Source organism: Indiicoccus explosivorum (assembly GCF_002167005.1).
Lineage (GTDB): Bacteria > Bacillota > Bacilli > Bacillales_A > Planococcaceae > Indiicoccus > Indiicoccus explosivorum.
This window is the reverse complement of record NZ_NHTN01000055.1, coordinates 18,614-32,996: the sequence shown is the minus strand read 5'-3', so window position 1 is coordinate 32,996 and position 14,383 is coordinate 18,614. Positions and strand designations below refer to the sequence as shown.

At 53.4% G+C, this 14,383-nt stretch carries 17 protein-coding genes; 5 read left to right on the top strand and 12 right to left on the bottom strand.

Annotation, left to right across the window (positions count from 1 at the left end):
* A partial coding sequence (locus CCE92_RS13480) for a competence protein ComK (protein ID WP_175578105.1) occupies positions 1-254 on the top strand: 254 nt, incomplete at its 5' end.
* A gap of 81 nt (positions 255-335) precedes the next feature.
* Here the strand turns inward: CCE92_RS13480 and CCE92_RS13475 are convergent.
* Positions 336-1,064 (bottom strand): sulfite exporter TauE/SafE family protein, encoded by a 729-nt coding sequence (locus CCE92_RS13475; protein WP_088008714.1) that lies wholly within the window; start codon positions 1,062-1,064, stop codon positions 336-338.
* A 104-nt stretch (positions 1,065-1,168) separates the two neighbouring features.
* Here CCE92_RS13475 and CCE92_RS13470 point away from each other — a divergent pair, with 104 nt between their 5' ends.
* A complete protein-coding gene (locus CCE92_RS13470; protein ID WP_088008711.1) occupies positions 1,169-1,675 on the top strand; it encodes a DUF421 domain-containing protein in 507 nt (168 codons plus the stop codon).
* A gap of 57 nt (positions 1,676-1,732) precedes the next feature.
* Positions 1,733-2,542, top strand: a complete 810-nt coding sequence (locus CCE92_RS13465) for an AAC(3) family N-acetyltransferase (RefSeq protein ID WP_088008709.1) — start codon at positions 1,733-1,735, stop codon at positions 2,540-2,542.
* Between the two features lie 15 nt (positions 2,543-2,557).
* Here CCE92_RS13465 and CCE92_RS13460 read toward each other — a convergent pair whose 3' ends face one another.
* The 5 genes from CCE92_RS13460 to adh all read right to left on the bottom strand — a co-directional run bounded on the left by CCE92_RS13460 (position 2,558) and on the right by adh (position 5,872).
* Positions 2,558-3,163 (bottom strand): Fic/DOC family protein, encoded by a 606-nt coding sequence (locus CCE92_RS13460; protein WP_088008707.1) that lies wholly within the window; start codon positions 3,161-3,163, stop codon positions 2,558-2,560.
* Positions 3,156-3,344 (bottom strand): hypothetical protein, encoded by a 189-nt coding sequence (locus CCE92_RS13455; protein ID WP_088008705.1) that lies wholly within the window; start codon positions 3,342-3,344, stop codon positions 3,156-3,158. The genes CCE92_RS13460 and CCE92_RS13455 overlap by 8 nt, the downstream gene beginning before the upstream one ends.
* 115 nt (positions 3,345-3,459) lie before the next feature.
* A complete protein-coding gene (locus CCE92_RS13450) occupies positions 3,460-3,846 on the bottom strand; it encodes a VOC family protein (RefSeq protein WP_088008721.1) in 387 nt (128 codons plus the stop codon).
* A 119-nt stretch (positions 3,847-3,965) separates the two neighbouring features.
* Entirely contained in the window at positions 3,966-4,331 is a 366-nt protein-coding gene (locus tag CCE92_RS13445) for a DUF779 domain-containing protein (protein WP_088008703.1), read from the bottom strand.
* Between the two features lie 20 nt (positions 4,332-4,351).
* Complete coding sequence (adh, locus tag CCE92_RS13440; protein ID WP_088008701.1) at positions 4,352-5,872, bottom strand: aldehyde dehydrogenase; 1,521 nt, start codon at positions 5,870-5,872, stop codon at positions 4,352-4,354.
* 188 nt (positions 5,873-6,060) lie between these two features.
* Between adh and rluF the strand changes: the two genes are divergently transcribed.
* Both rluF and CCE92_RS13430 read left to right on the top strand, forming a co-directional pair.
* The gene (rluF, locus tag CCE92_RS13435; RefSeq protein ID WP_088008699.1) at positions 6,061-6,768 is read left to right on the top strand and encodes a 23S rRNA pseudouridine(2604) synthase RluF; all 708 of its coding nucleotides are present in this window, start codon (positions 6,061-6,063) and stop codon (positions 6,766-6,768) included.
* A 12-nt stretch (positions 6,769-6,780) separates the two neighbouring features.
* On the top strand, positions 6,781-7,497 hold the full coding sequence (locus CCE92_RS13430; protein ID WP_088008697.1) for a DUF6904 family protein: 717 nt from the start codon (positions 6,781-6,783) through the stop codon (positions 7,495-7,497).
* Positions 7,498-7,593: 96 nt separating this feature from the next.
* Here CCE92_RS13430 and CCE92_RS13425 read toward each other — a convergent pair whose 3' ends face one another.
* From CCE92_RS13425 to CCE92_RS13400, 6 genes are all read right to left on the bottom strand, one after another.
* Positions 7,594-8,316 carry an amino acid ABC transporter ATP-binding protein gene (locus CCE92_RS13425; RefSeq protein ID WP_088008695.1) on the bottom strand — a complete coding sequence of 241 codons (723 nt, stop codon included), beginning with the start codon at positions 8,314-8,316 and terminating at the stop codon, positions 7,594-7,596.
* A gap of 12 nt (positions 8,317-8,328) precedes the next feature.
* Entirely contained in the window at positions 8,329-8,994 is a 666-nt protein-coding gene (locus CCE92_RS13420; RefSeq protein WP_175578104.1) for an amino acid ABC transporter permease, read from the bottom strand.
* Positions 8,995-9,014: 20 nt separating this feature from the next.
* Complete coding sequence (locus CCE92_RS13415; protein WP_088008691.1) at positions 9,015-9,851, bottom strand: transporter substrate-binding domain-containing protein; 837 nt, start codon at positions 9,849-9,851, stop codon at positions 9,015-9,017.
* A gap of 96 nt (positions 9,852-9,947) precedes the next feature.
* Positions 9,948-10,790, bottom strand: coding sequence for a MurR/RpiR family transcriptional regulator (locus tag CCE92_RS13410; protein ID WP_088008689.1), 843 nt, complete (start codon positions 10,788-10,790; stop codon positions 9,948-9,950).
* 260 nt (positions 10,791-11,050) lie between these two features.
* Positions 11,051-12,919: an alpha-E domain-containing protein gene (locus CCE92_RS13405; protein WP_088008687.1), complete on the bottom strand. Its 1,869-nt coding sequence runs from the start codon at positions 12,917-12,919 to the stop codon at positions 11,051-11,053.
* Positions 12,919-14,334, bottom strand: coding sequence for a circularly permuted type 2 ATP-grasp protein (locus CCE92_RS13400; protein WP_088008685.1), 1,416 nt, complete (start codon positions 14,332-14,334; stop codon positions 12,919-12,921). The genes CCE92_RS13405 and CCE92_RS13400 overlap by 1 nt, the downstream gene beginning before the upstream one ends.
* Positions 14,335-14,383 lie beyond the last annotated feature (49 nt).

Genomic DNA, 14,383 nt, shown 5'->3' with positions numbered 1-14,383 from the left:
AAAAAACACCGGTCCTGATTTCGCCATCCGGAGTCGGTGCGTTCCCGACCATGTCCCCGAACCAGCCGGAATGCGCCTGGATTTTCAATCAGGACTACATGATCGAACCGATGGGACGCGAAGTCCGGCTGACATTCGAATCCGGCTTCTCCCTTCTGCTCAATGTTTCCGCCCACACCATCAAGCGGCAGAAATCCCGCCTGATCGAAACGCTCTATTACTACTCGGGCGGCCGCGATCCCGTACATCATTAAAAAAACTCCCTAATAAAGGGAGTTTTTTCATCGTCTTACCGGTTCATGGTTAATACCCTTTCTCTTACAACACTTCGCTCTTCATCGCTGCCAGGTGATCTGCAGGATCAGCAGAACCGTCACGAGGCGCAGCATCGGTTTGACGTATTGGGGCTTCAGCTTTCCGGCAAGCCGGACACCGACCTGCGCACCGCTCAGCGAGCCGAGCAGCAGGGCGGCCGTCAGCGGCCAGATGATCGCCCCGGCCGCGATATATGTGGCGGCGGCCCCGATGCAGCTCGAGAATACAGCGATTCTCGTAAGTCCTACCGAGCGCATGTAGGAGAGATTCAGCTTGCCGAACAGCATCATGAGAAGCGTGCCATTGCCCGGCCCGAACATCCCGTCATACACGCCGGCGCCAAGCAGGCCGCCAGCACCTTTCCCGCGCAGCGAGAACATTTTTCCACCGCTGAAATCCTGTTTGCCGATGAATGAAACAGCGAATGCGAACGCCAGCAGGATAACAGCCACCAGTTTCATCGTCTCTTCCGTGAAGCTGACTGCCAGCAGGCCGCCAAGCACACCGCCTGTCAGACTGAACGGCAAAATCAGAAACGCCTCTTTCAGTGTCACTTGTTTTTTTCGGTAGACGACGAGAAAACTCGACAGTGATGAAACGGTATTCGAAACTTTGTTCGCTCCGATCGCCGAATGGACCGGTATGCCGAGCAGCAACATCGCCGGCAGGCTGATCATGCCGCCTCCTCCTGCCATCGTCCCTATCGTGGTCGCTGTTAATCCAATCAAAAATAGGGTAATGAATTCCATATGATCACTCCTCACTGTCTCCATCATACGCCCGGAACAATTATAAATAAATTCTATAGTTTTTATGTTTCTTTATTCTAATTTCTTATGAAAGGAAGAGATATATGTTTGAAATTACGATGCAAAGTTTTAAGCAAATTATTCTGGGAGGGATTCTTGCATATATCGCGCTCGTGATCCTACTGCGCATCTCCAAAAAACGGACACTGTCTAAACTCAATATGTTCGACTTCATTATCACAATCGCCTTCGGCTCGGCGATATCATCCGTCATTCTTAACACCAGCATCAGTCTGATCGAGGGAATTCTCGGCTTCGCGATTCTGGTTTTTGCCCAGTTTGCAGTTACATTCCTATCTTATCGATCGGATAAGTTCACCAACTTAGTGAAAGCTAACCCCAAACTCCTGTATTCGGAAGGAACGTATTACAGGGAAGCCATGAAAAGCGAGCGTGTCTTAGAAGTTGAAATCCTTCAGGCAATCCGCAAGCAGGGCATCGGGACAATGAGCGAAGTGAAGGCAGTCGTTCTCGAGACGGACGGCAGTTTATCAATCATTAAAAAGCAGGCAGGCGATGCCCTGTCGAACGTCGAAAAGCCGTCGGACTGACGGCTTTTTGCATTACAGGTGACCGGTTATGCTATATTGATTTCAGGGGGAATGAGGATGACGGAATTGATGACTGTCATGAGTTCAAGAGAATTGCAGACAAAAGAGAAACTGAAGAAAGACTTGAATGCCTTGGGAATCGAAAAGGGTGATGAAATCATCGTCCACTCATCGCTCAGTGCAATCGGCTGGGTGGCTGGCGGCGCGCAGGCGGTCGTCGAAGCGCTGCTTGAAACGGTGACGGCGGAAGGCACGATCGTGATGCCGGCGCAATCGGCCGATAATTCCGATCCTATGTACTGGGAAGCACCTCCCGTGCCCAAAGAATGGCACCAGGCGATCCGGGACCACTATCCGGCTTATGACCCGCACTTGTCATCGATGCGCGGTATGGGACGCATCGCGGAATGCTTCCACCGGCATCCCGGCACCATCCGCAGCATGCATCCCGCTCATTCTTTCATGGCTTGGGGCCGGAAAGCAGAAGACTGGATGAGCGAACACCCGATCGATGATTCGTTCGGTGAGAGTTCGCCGCTCGGCAAAATGATGAAGGCCGACGTCAAGATTGTGCTCATCGGCGTAGGATTCGATTCATGCACCGCGCTCCATTTCGCGGAATACGAACAGGAAATTTGGGGCTCTTATCCGCAGGGAGCAGCTGTCATGAAAGACGGCAAACGCATTTGGCAGACATTCATCCAGGCCGACACCGACTCCGGCCGGTTCCCGGAAATCGCCGCTGCTTACCCTGGCGACATCAAAGAAGGGCAGCTTGGCCAGGCGAAGACCCAAGTCGTTGAAATGCGTCCGCTTGTCGAATTCGGCATCCGATGGCTGGAAGAAAATTTGGGGAAAACGGACTAGAAAAGGTCCGGGCAGTCAGCTGCCCGGACCTTTTTCGTGAAGTATTTCGGATAAAATCGCTTCGAGCCGTGCATTGTCCCCATAAAAAGAATCCACAAACGCATTGATGATGAAGGCAGGCTCTTCAATCTGTTCCCACTTCAACTCATATCCGGCCCCCTGCATCAGCTGGCGCGAAAATTCGCGGACTGACCGGCCATTCCCTTCCCGGAACGGGTGGAGCGCATTGAGTTCACTTAAATAATAGGCAAGACGCGGAATGAGTTCATTTTTCGGAAGTCCCTTTAAATACCGCTCCCTTTTCAGGCCATCGAAAATCTCACGCAGCTGCGGCTCAATGAAGTCGGGATGGGCGAAAGCGGAATTTCCTTTTGAAATCATTTCCTTTCTCAATTCGCCGGCGAAATCGTAAACATCCTGAAAAATCCGGCGATGGATTTCCAGGAATGCCTCCATATCCGGCGGGTCGGCCGGTCGGCTTAAATGCAGCTCCGACAGCCGGAATAGCGTATACACTTTCTCGATTTCCTTCAATTTTTCTTCATCGCGGATATCGAATTTATTGATGAGAACATCGGTGCCCGGATAGCAGTAGAAGGACGTGTGCCTATACTTAGACATCATACTTCGCTTTGACGGCTTCATGGAATTGGCGTTCCGTCCGATCGCCGGACAAAAACAGCCGGACAAATTCCTGGTCCTCCCCCGATACATCGAACCCTTCAGTCAACAGGGAATGGGCAGCGCTCAAAACAGCGCGTTCGGTCTGATCCGGTGTTATTTGTTTAACAGATTTCGACAAGAGAACGACCACCTTTCGTTCTCTCTATTATATCATTTCAAAGAAGTGAAATCCATACACAGCAACGCTTTAAGCACAATAAAAGAACACCAGTTCCCTTTATAGGCAATTGCCTTCAAGACTCGCCTCCCGTCTCTTTGACCGCAAAGTAGTTGTCTTCCGGATCCGCAAAATTAAACACTCTTCCGCCCGGCATCTCCGTGATTTCTCCGGTTTTCACACCTTTGGCCGTCAGACTGCTGCGGAGTTCCTCGAGTTCATCTGAAAAGAACAGGAGTGATGGCACGCCGAGATCCAGCTCCGGTTCCAGCTGAGCAATTTTCTCTTTGTCATGGAGCACAAGGTTCGTTCCGCCCTCTGCCCCCGGTGATAGTTCGAACCATTCAATTTCCCCGATCCGGTGCTCGGCAACCAGTTCGAACCCCATTTTCTCCGTCCAGAATTCCACACACGCCCTTTGGTCCCTGACATAAATCATGACTTGCCCGAGCTTGCTGATCATATTCTCCGCCTCCTCAATCCGTTTTCGGTTCTTCATCTGATTCTTCGCATCATGGCGAAAATCCTTTTCCCTGAAGGTTTTCCAGCAGAAAAAAAGCAGCCCCTGCGGACTGCCTTCCTTCAAACTTCCTGTCCCTGCAGCTCTTTCATCTCTTCTTCCGAAAACGGCCGGGAACGGGTCAGGAACCGCTTCCCTTCCACGCCTTCCAGCGAGAACATCCCGCCCCTGCCGTCCACCACGTCGATGATGAGCTGTGTATGGCTCCAGTAATCGAATTGCGACCGGTGCATGTAGAACTTACTCCCGCCGATTTCACCGAGGAGCACATCCTGGTCGCCGACGAGGAATTCCCCTTCCGGAAAACACATCGGTGAACTGCCGTCGCAGCAGCCGCCCGACTGATGGAACATGACGGGCCCATGCTTCTCTTTCAGCAAATCGATCAGTTCCAGTGCCGCTTCCGTCGCCTTGACGCGTTCAACCATAAACCGCCTCTCCTTTCGGCTTAAAAGAATCCAGCCGGGTCCGTGCTGTAGCTGACGAGCATGTTTTTCGTCTGCTGGTAATGTTCCAGCATCATCTTATGGTTTTCGCGGCCGATGCCGGACTGCTTGTAGCCGCCGAACGCCGCGTGCGCCGGGTACTGGTGATAGCAGTTCGTCCATACGCGGCCCGCCTGGATACCGCGGCCGAAACGGAACGCTGTGTTCGTGTCGCGTGTCCAGATGCCTGCACCGAGCCCATACAGCGTGTCGTTGGCGATTTCGAGCGCTTCTTCCTTCGTCTTGAATGTCGTCACCGATACGACGGGACCGAAAATCTCTTCCTGGAAAATGCGCATCTTGTTGTGGCCTTTGAAGACGGTCGGCTTCACATAATAGCCTTCACGGAGATCGCCTTCCAGCACATTGCGTTCACCGCCGATGAGCACTTCCGCCCCCTCCTGCTTGCCGATATCGATGTAAGAGAGGATCTTTTCGAGCTGTTCGCTCGAGGCTTGGGCCCCCATCATCGTTTCCGGATCCAGCGGGTCGCCGACTTTGATCGCTTCGATCCGCTTCAGTGCGCGCTCCATGAACGCATCGTAAATATCCTCGTGGATCAGTGCACGGGAAGGGCACGTACATACTTCGCCCTGATTGAGCGCGAACATGACGAATCCTTCGATCGCTTTATCGAGGAAAGAATCATCCTCGTCCATGACGTCCTTGAAGAAGATGTTCGGCGATTTACCGCCCAGTTCCAATGTCACCGGAATGAGATTTTGCGATGCATACTGCATGATCAGCCGGCCTGTCGTCGTTTCACCGGTGAACGCCACTTTACTGATGCGCGGATTCGATGCGAGCGGCTTTCCGGCTTCGAGGCCGAACCCGTTGACAATGTTGAGGACGCCCGGCGGCAGAAGGTCTTCAATGAGCTCGGCCCACACGAGAATGCTTGCCGGTGTCTGTTCAGCCGGCTTCAGCACGACGCAGTTTCCGGCAGCGAGCGCCGGAGCGAGTTTCCAGGTAGCCATCAGCAGCGGGAAGTTCCACGGGATGATCTGCCCGACAACACCGAGCGGCTCATGGAAATGGTACGCCACTGTATCTTTGTCGATTTCACCGATTGAGCCTTCCTGTGCACGGATGACGCCTGCGAAGTAGCGGAAGTGATCGATCGCCAGCGGCAAGTCCGCATTGAGCGTCTCCCTGACCGCTTTTCCGTTATCCCACGTCTCGGCTACTGCCAGTTTCTCCAAATTCTGTTCCATCCGGTCTGCAATTTTCAGGAGTATGTTCGATCGTTCAGTCACAGATGTTTTGCCCCACGTAGTGAAAGCCGCATGGGCCGCATCAATGGCCGCTTCTATGTCTTCGGCAGTCGAACGGGCTATTTGCGTGAACGGTTTTCCGGTCACCGGCGATACATTGTCGAAGTACTGGCCTTTCTCCGGCGCGCGCCATGACCCGCCGATGAAATTATCGTAGCGGTCCTTGAAAATCACTTTTGTCCCTTCCGAATTCGGTATTGCGTAAACCATTTCTCCATTCCTCCCTTTTTGGTGTAAACTGCAGACCGGTGTATGCGCTTACATACAGGCTACCCTTTTATATTGTCAAAAAAATCGTAACTTTGCAATTACTAGGGTTCTATTTCGGATAAATTTTTTATTTTCCCGGCCAGCGGGTATACTGGGAAATGTGACTGAAAAAATGAGAGGGTTTTATTATGCGGATCAATAAATTCTTGAGCGAGACAGGCATCACTTCCCGGCGCGGTGCCGACAAATTCATCGAGGCCGGACGCGTGACGATCAACGGGAAGGCCGCCGAGCTTGGCAGCAAAGTTTCTCCCGGAGACGAGGTGCGGGTGGATGGCGAACTGATCGAACAGCCCGCGGAAGAATACGTCTACATCAAACTGAACAAACCCGCCGGCATCACGAGTACGACTGAACGCCATATCGAAGGGAATATCATTGATTTCGTCGGCCATCCGCTGCGGATTTTCCACGTGGGCCGGCTGGATAAGGAATCGGAGGGCCTTATTTTATTGACGAATGATGGAGACATCGTCAATGAAATTCTGCGGGCGGAGAACGAGCACGAAAAGGAATACATCGTCACGGTCGATAAGCCCGTCACCGACGAATTCCTTGAGCGGATGGCGGAAGGTGTCGAGATCCTCGGGACACGGACGCTGCCCGCTGTCACCGAACGGGCCGGCCGCAACCGGTTCCGCATCACCCTCAAGCAAGGGCTGAACCGGCAGATCCGCCGGATGTGCGCCGCTCTCGGTTACGAGGTGCGCGCACTCCGGCGCGTCCGCATCATGAATATCCGGCTGAACGGCCTCAAAACAGGCGAATGGCGCGATTTATCGGAAGAAGAACGGACCCGCCTGTTCAGCGAACTCGGCTACACACCGAAACGATAAGGAGGAATCGCAATGCTCGCAGTGACAGCCACGCCCAATCAGGCGGGCATCAAAATCAGCGGAGATTATTTCGACTTGGATAACTTGGTGATGTCGTTCTATAAGGTGATAGGCGATGAAAACAAATACTATGGCTATGAAGGCGCCCGGATGCGGATCTTGGGCATTTGCTACGAAGTCCGCCATGCGGCGCAAGGGGACCGGAACGTCGAGAAGGTCTTCAACGGCCTGCACGAGCACATCAAAGTCCAGCACGGGTTCATCGCACCGGATAAGAATATTTACTTCTCCGTCGAAGTTCTGTGGCCGGAAGCGCTGTTCGCCGTGGTGGCACTGAAGGATTTCATCCGGTTATATAAGCAAGAAGCCGCCCATCCGGAGTGGGACCTCGACCTGAACACAGTCAGGAATTTTCAGGCTCTCGTTCTGGACTGCCTGCAGGGTCACATCCCGTATGACGCGATTGAGAGTGTCCGGCAGGCGTATGCCGGTGACACTTCCGTCGAAGAGTATGCCGTCCAGTACGTGGATATGCTAAACTTGAAAATGATCGACTGGACAAAGGAAGAGCGGGAACAGAACCTGGCCGCCGTCGCCATGAAAATCGCCCAGCAGGACCAGGATTACCAGTCATTCCGGCAAGAAGTGCTGAAAGTCGCTGGTCCGCCTAAAAAACCGATCCATGAGGTGGGGTTCAATAAAGAGTACCCGGATGAAATCGATTGGTGAGACCCCGTATCTGCCCGGCCTGTGTGCTGCGGCAACGGCTAGCATGAAAAAAGGGCCCGGCGCATTCGCTGCCGGAGCCCTTTTTCGCTTCTGTGTTCATTTGACCATCTGGATGAACTGCTTTGTCCGTTCGTGTGACGGATTCTCGAAAAACGTCACCGGATCGGCCGATTCGATGATCCGGCCCTTGTCGAGCATGATGACGCGGTCCGCCACTTCACGGGCGAAACTCATTTCATGCGTCACGACGACCATGGTCATCCCTTCTTCGGCAAGCTGCTTCATAACCTGCAGCACCTCTCCGACCAGTTCAGGGTCGAGCGCCGATGTCGGCTCATCGAAGAGCAGCACTTTCGGTTCCATGGCGAGCGCACGCGCGATGGCCACGCGCTGCTTCTGTCCGCCCGACAGCTTACTCGGGTAGACGTCCGCTTTATCGCCCAGCCCTACTTTATCCAGCAGTTCCAGGCCCTTCTTCTGTGCGATTTCTTTCTTCTCTTTTTTGACGACGACAGGGGCTTCCATTACATTTTCAAGCACCGTCTTATGAGGGAATAAGTTAAAATGCTGGAACACCATCCCCACTTCCGCCCGGATTTCCGAAAGGTTGTCCTTCTTCGGATTTATCTCTTTGCCGTCGATTATGATTTTCCCGCTATTGATCATCTCCAAAAAATTGAAGCAGCGGAGCAGCGTGCTTTTCCCAGATCCGCTGACTCCGACCAGAACGACAACTTCTTGGGGCTCGACATGCAGATCGATCCCTTTCAGCACTTCCAGATCGCCAAAAGATTTATGGATATCTTCTCCTGTAATCATGTCCGTCCCCCCTTATGCTTTATCCACATCGAGTCTGTTCTCATACCATTTCAGCAAGTAACTGAAGATCAGGACTAACGCCAGGTAATAGGCCCCGACCACGATGTACGTCTCGAATTGCTTGAAGGAAGCGGCTGCTTCCCTGGTCGCAATCGCGAAGAGTTCGGAAACCCCGATCAGGTAAACGAGCGAAGAGTCCTTCAGTGTGATGATGAACTGGTTCCCGAGCGGCGGAATCGAACGGCGGAGCGCCTGCGGAAAGACGATCCGGCGCATGGTCTGCGAGTTCGTCATACCGAGCGCGCGGCTGGCTTCCGTCTGCCCGTAGTCGATTCCCTGTATGGCGCCACGGAAAATCTCCGCGATGTACGCTCCATTATGGACACCGAGGGCGATGGACCCCGCCCAAAAGGCGTCCAGGACGACAATTTCCGTAATCCCGAAATACAGGAACATGATCTGAACGATCAGCGGTGTCCCGCGGATGACGGTAATGTAGAAGTTCGCAATCCCTTGAAAGATCTTGGACTTCGAAATTTTCATCAATGCAAAAATCAAGCCGAGCAGCGTCCCGAGGACTACCGAAACGGCTGTCAGTTCAAGCGTGATGACAACCGCTTCGAGGAATCCCGGCCACGTATCAAGAAAAATAGCAAATATTGTTTGAATCCGTTCCATCAGGCTTCCCCTCTTTCAGCTTATCGCAGGATTTCGACGCCTTCCGTTTCTGTTTCCAGGAGGTTTCTGCCGAACCATTCTTCAGAGATTTCGGCATACGTACCGTCTTCGATAATTGCATCGAGCGCGCGATTGACTTCTTCAAGAAGGGCTTCATCTTCAGGACGGACAGCGACAGCCGCTTCTTCAATCCACAAGTTCTTGCCGACATCCTTGATCTCAAGGCCGGATTCCATCGCCTCATAGCCCACGATATCCGCCGTGATGACGGCATCGAGACGGCCGGTCGTCAAGTCCTGCAAGGCTGTGACGTCACTGTTGTAATACTGGATGTCATCCGTGTACTCCTGAGCGGCTTCATCATACGTAGACTGGGCGACAACGCCGATGGTCACGCCTTCGAGGTCTTCCGGCCCCTGGATTTCAGTGTTGTCTTCAGCAACGAAAATTTTACCGCCGGACAGGTAATACGGATCAGAGAACGCGACCGTCTCGGCCCGCTCATCGGTGATGGCCATCGAACCGACGACCGCATCGAATTTTTCACCGATCAGCGCCTGGATGATTGTCTCCCATGGCGTCGTCACCGGATTCGGCTCCAGCCCCATCTCTTCGGCAAGCGCTTTGGAGATTGCGATATCGAACCCTGTCAGTTCGCCGTCTTCCGTGTAATTGAACGGCTTATAGAGACCGCTTGAGGCGGTCGTGAACTGCCCTGGGTTTACGAGGTTCAGTTCATTGCCTTCCCCGCCCGCTTCACCTTCAGGTTCCGCCGGTTCCGCGGCTTCTTCTCCGCATGCCCCGATGATCATGCCAGTTGCAATAAGCGCTCCTATAAGTGGATATTTCTTTTTCATTCCATTCTCCCCTTTTCCTTTTATAGTCGCCCGGCCGGTCGGACCGGGGAGTAGCTGTAAATTGAGCGTTCCTGTCCATCGCCTTTCCCATCCGAATTAATGATAGACGTTCTTTTTCATGTACATCGCTTCCGTCCGGTCGTAATTCCGCTTCACTTTTTCATGTTCCTTCACGAACAGAAACCGCATGATGGAAGTGAGAAGCGCACTCGCGGCCGTGTACGAGTCGATCCCGAGGTCGGAATTCATCGGCACTTCCAGCGCAATATCCGCAAATTCCGCTGCTGGAGCTGCAGACGAATCGGTGATCAATACAATCCTTGCCCCCTGCTCTTTCGCCGTCTCCACGGTCTCGGTCACCATTTTTTCATATCGCGGGAACGCGAACGCGATGACTGTGCTGGCAGGGTTCAATCTCGATAGCTGCAAGTAATACTGCCCGTCTCCGTAAATAAGCATTTCCGTATGATCCAGTGTATGGCTGAGCCAGGTCGTGAAGGAATAAGCCATTCCGTAATCAAACGTGTTGCCGGTCACATAAATCCGCTCGGCCTGACTGATGAGATCCACTGCCTGCAGCAAGTCTTCCTCGTTGATCGACTGCTTCAGCTGCTGAAGGTTGCTGATGTCCGAGTTCAAAAGGTTTCTCAATAGCGACTGGCTGCCCTGCTGAGGGGTTTCATCGGCGTTCAGCTGTTCGAGACGCTCCTGCGCCAGCTTTTGCTGCACAATCTGCTGGAACTCCGCATACCCTTTGTACCCGAGCTTCTGCGCCCAGCGGATAACCGTCGATTCACTGACGTTCACCTTCCGCCCGACTTCCAGCGCAGAAGAAAAGGCGAGGAAAATAGGCTGCTCGATGAACAAGTCGCCCACTTTTTTTTGACCGGCACTGAAATCCTTATACGAATTTGCAATGCTCTGCAGTATTTCCTGCAAGACTTTCACCTCCAGCCCGTAGCCAGACTCAAATTACTTTTTTTATTATACCTCTTTGCAGGAAAACCTGCAACATTTTATTGAAAATTCCGTCCACGGAATTCAATGAATTTTCAATTCATTCTTTGTGTGAAAGCAGCTGACCCCAGTCCTCCATCACGCCCGTTTTCATGATCCATGAATCAAAAAACGGCTTCCCCGCATCCTGTTTCCGCGGGAAAGCCGCCTGCCTGGCGCCCGTTAATCGCCTGTCGCTCTATTCAGCTTTCGAGAAGGCTGACGGACACTTTGACGTCCAGTCTCTGATTGCCGCCCCGGTAGACACCCTGTACGGGGCTGACGTCGTTATAGTCGCGTCCGACCCCCACACGGATATGATTCTCCAGGGCTTCCACGCTGTTTGTCGGATCAAGGCCGACCCAGCCGATCCCCGGCACCATGAATTCCACCCAGGCATGGCTGGCCGCATCCCCGACAAGCGCCGAGTTTTCACCGACATACAAGTAGCCGCTGACGTAGCGGGCGGGAATGCCTTTCGCCCGCAAAGCGCCGAGCATGGCATGCGTGATATCCTGACAGACACCTTTCCGGAGGCCGAACGATTCCTGCGCCATCGTATTGACGTCGGTCGACTGCCCGTTGTATTCATACCGGTCATGGATGAAATCCATCGCATCCAGCGCATACTGGACCGGATTCGTCATTTCGCCGATTTCGTCATCCACTTCCGCTATTTGTTCCGGCGTCAAGTACGTGTACGACGTGTTGCTCAAATAGGCGAAGTAGTGCTCGCGGAACAGCTGCGAATAAAAAATCGCGTTCATCTCCGGGGAGTAATCGAGCCGCCGGACGAACGGGCTCCGCTGTACACTGACGATGGACGTGGTCCTCACCTCCAGGTGCTGGTGATGCTCCGCAATGTAAAACGTCTCGACGCTGTTGCCCCAGATATCCGTATATTCCGTCGTCATCGTCGCGGGTTCGATATCCGCCCGATAAGACAGGAGCCGCTGGCATTCATCCGTCCGGGGCTTCAGACGGATCGAGTTCATGCTCTGATCGACGATCGAATCGTAGTCGAATATATTGGTATGCTCGATTTTGTACTTCATCGGCATCTGGGCTCTGTAGCTGTTATACACCGGCTGGCCTTGGGACTGCTTCTGGAACGCCGGCTCGCTCAAGTAATAAGTGCTTGAGAAGATCATCCCGATTTCGTTGCAGTCGTTCTGGAAGCGGTTGAGGAAGTCCATCATTTCCTCTGAATCCATCCGCTGCACATTCAGGCTTTTCAGCGATTCCAGCAGGCGGTCCAATGCCAGGAAAAGGTTCTGGGAATAATGGCGGATCTTCCCGTTTTCAATCGCCGATACCGCGTCCCGGACGTGTTCCATGCAATAGCGGATCGACCGCGGGAAAGAATCCTCCGACACCAGGAATTCGAGTACGGGGCGCGGATCGAGTCTCGGCGGATGGTCCTTCAGATAAGCCTCATAGCCGTTCACCATGCGCAGGGCGGCACGCCAGTAATAGTAATCGTCCACGCCCGCCGCAAGCTGGCGTTCCCTCGTCCGTTCGCAGACGACATTCAGGATGCGGGCAGTCTTCTCCGCCCGTTCCAGCCATTTCGCGATTTTAATGATCTGGTACGCCATATCGCGGGTCATGGCGGATTCGACGATTCCTTGCGACAGGACCGCCGTTGTCCTGACTTTATCGAGAAACGCCCGCATCTCACGGACCGACGCTCCTTCGAGTTTCGTATCCTTCAGTTCCAAATGGCTTGAATTCCAAGCCTGCCAATAGTCTTCAGGGATATGGTCGCGGCTCGTCCGGGCGTTTTCCCGGACATAGCCGATGCAGTTCAGGACGGAATTCGGATTTTCCCGGGACAGTGCAAGGAACCGCGCGAACTTATCTTCTCCGTCGGACGAATCAGTTATGTTCTCCATTTCCGCAGTCGATGCGCAAATTTCGAAAATCAGGCGCCAGTCCCGTTCCCATTCGATTTCCTCGCTTGATGCTTCAATCTGCTTCAAGAGCTGGGCATCGAGGATCCTGGCATTATTCTCCGCCCGCTCCGCGTTCCGGGACATCCAATAAAGCGAGTTCGCCACTCGGCTCAGCATCAGCCATCCCTCCTTTCCTGTTTGAACACCCAGGTGTCCTTTCCGCCGCCGCCTTGAGAGGAGTTGACGACAAGCGACCCTTTCTTAAGGGCGACTCTCGACAGCCCGCCCGGCAGGACATGGGATTCCTTCCCACGCATGACGAACACCCGCAGGTCTACGTGGCACGGATAAAATTCTTCCCCCTGGTATGCGGGTGCCCGCGACAGTTTCAATGTCGGCTGGGCGATGTATTGATGCGGGCTCTCGATGATCTTCTGGCGGAACTCTTCAATGAGTTCTTTCGAAGCATGCGGTCCGATCAGCATGTCGTAGCCGCCGGACGCGCCGACATTTTTCACGACGAGCTCTTCCAGGTGATCCAGCACGTAAGCCCGCTCATCTTCCCGGTCGAGCATATACGTCTTCACGTTGGCGATGATCGGCTCTTCATTCAAGTAATAGCGGATCATTTCCGGCACATAGGCGTAGATCGCCTTGTCGTCCGCGACCCCGTTCCCGACGCCGTTCAGGATGGCCACGTTCCCCGCTCTATACGCCCGCATCAGGCCGGTGACCCCGAGCGCGGAATCTTCCCGGAACGCTTCCGGGTCAAGGAAATCATCATCGATCCGGCGATAAATGATGTCCACCTGCTTCAGGCCGCGCGTCGATTTCATGTAGACCACGTCATTTTTCACGAGCAGGTCCCGTCCTTCGACGAGCTGCATGCCCATCTGCTGTGCAAGGAACACGTGGTCATAATACGCGGAATTATAAGTGCCGGGTGTCAGCAGCACTGCGAAGGGTTTCCTGCCTTCCACTGCCGGCCCGTGGTCCAGCACCGCTTCGTGGAGATAGGACAGCTGGTGTTCGAGCGTCTCGATGACATGCCGGCCGAACAGCTCCGGATACACCTGCCGCATGACGTAGCGGTTCTGGTAAACGTAGGACATGCCGGACGGATTGCGCAAGTTATCTTCCAGCACGTGATATTTGCCGTTTTCATCGCGGATCAAGTCCACGCCGGCAAGGAAAATGTGGTTGTTGAGCGGGACCGAAATGCCTTTCACTTGTTTGGCATAGTAATACGGGTTGTTTTCCACCAAATGACGGGGAACGATCCCTTCCTCCAAAATCTTTTGGCTGTTGTAGATGTCTTCGAGGAATAAATTCAGCGCTTCTACGCGCTGTACCATCCCCTTCTCGATCGTCTCCCATTCTTCAGGCGGGATGATGATCGGCACGAAATCGAACGGCATCGTCCGTTCTGTGCTGCCGCTCTCCTCGTTGTAGACGGTGAACGTGATTCCCTGCCTGAGGAAAGAAAGCTGTGCTGTTACGTGCTTTTCCCGAAGTTCTTCTTCCGAATACTGCTGTATGAGATCATAAAATTTCCGGTAATGCGGTTTCGGATCTCCATTGCTGTCGAACATTTCATCAAAAAATGGTTTGATTGGTAAGTTTCAAACATCGCTGTTCTCC

Excerpts from the sequence above, each read along its gene's own strand:
- CCE92_RS13420 (WP_175578104.1), bottom strand. The coding sequence starts at position 8,994 with ATGGAACGGATTCAAACAATATTTGCTATTTTTCTTGATACGTGGCCG.
- CCE92_RS13415 (WP_088008691.1), bottom strand. The coding sequence starts at position 9,851 with ATGAAAAAGAAATATCCACTTATAGGAGCGCTTATTGCAACTGGCATG.
- adh (WP_088008701.1), bottom strand. The coding sequence starts at position 5,872 with ATGGTTTACGCAATACCGAATTCGGAAGGGACAAAAGTGATTTTCAAG.
- CCE92_RS13465 (WP_088008709.1), top strand. The coding sequence starts at position 1,733 with ATGACGGAATTGATGACTGTCATGAGTTCAAGAGAATTGCAGACAAAA.
- CCE92_RS13405 (WP_088008687.1), bottom strand. The coding sequence starts at position 12,919 with ATGCTGAGCCGAGTGGCGAACTCGCTTTATTGGATGTCCCGGAACGCG.
- CCE92_RS13425 (WP_088008695.1), bottom strand. The coding sequence starts at position 8,316 with ATGATTACAGGAGAAGATATCCATAAATCTTTTGGCGATCTGGAAGTG.
- CCE92_RS13400 (WP_088008685.1), bottom strand. The coding sequence starts at position 14,334 with ATGTTCGACAGCAATGGAGATCCGAAACCGCATTACCGGAAATTTTAT.
- CCE92_RS13430 (WP_088008697.1), top strand. The coding sequence starts at position 6,781 with ATGCTCGCAGTGACAGCCACGCCCAATCAGGCGGGCATCAAAATCAGC.
- CCE92_RS13445 (WP_088008703.1), bottom strand. The coding sequence starts at position 4,331 with ATGGTTGAACGCGTCAAGGCGACGGAAGCGGCACTGGAACTGATCGAT.
- CCE92_RS13450 (WP_088008721.1), bottom strand. The coding sequence starts at position 3,846 with ATGATCAGCAAGCTCGGGCAAGTCATGATTTATGTCAGGGACCAAAGG.
- CCE92_RS13460 (WP_088008707.1), bottom strand. The coding sequence starts at position 3,163 with ATGTCTAAGTATAGGCACACGTCCTTCTACTGCTATCCGGGCACCGAT.
- rluF (WP_088008699.1), top strand. The coding sequence starts at position 6,061 with ATGCGGATCAATAAATTCTTGAGCGAGACAGGCATCACTTCCCGGCGC.
- CCE92_RS13475 (WP_088008714.1), bottom strand. The coding sequence starts at position 1,064 with ATGGAATTCATTACCCTATTTTTGATTGGATTAACAGCGACCACGATA.
- CCE92_RS13470 (WP_088008711.1), top strand. The coding sequence starts at position 1,169 with ATGTTTGAAATTACGATGCAAAGTTTTAAGCAAATTATTCTGGGAGGG.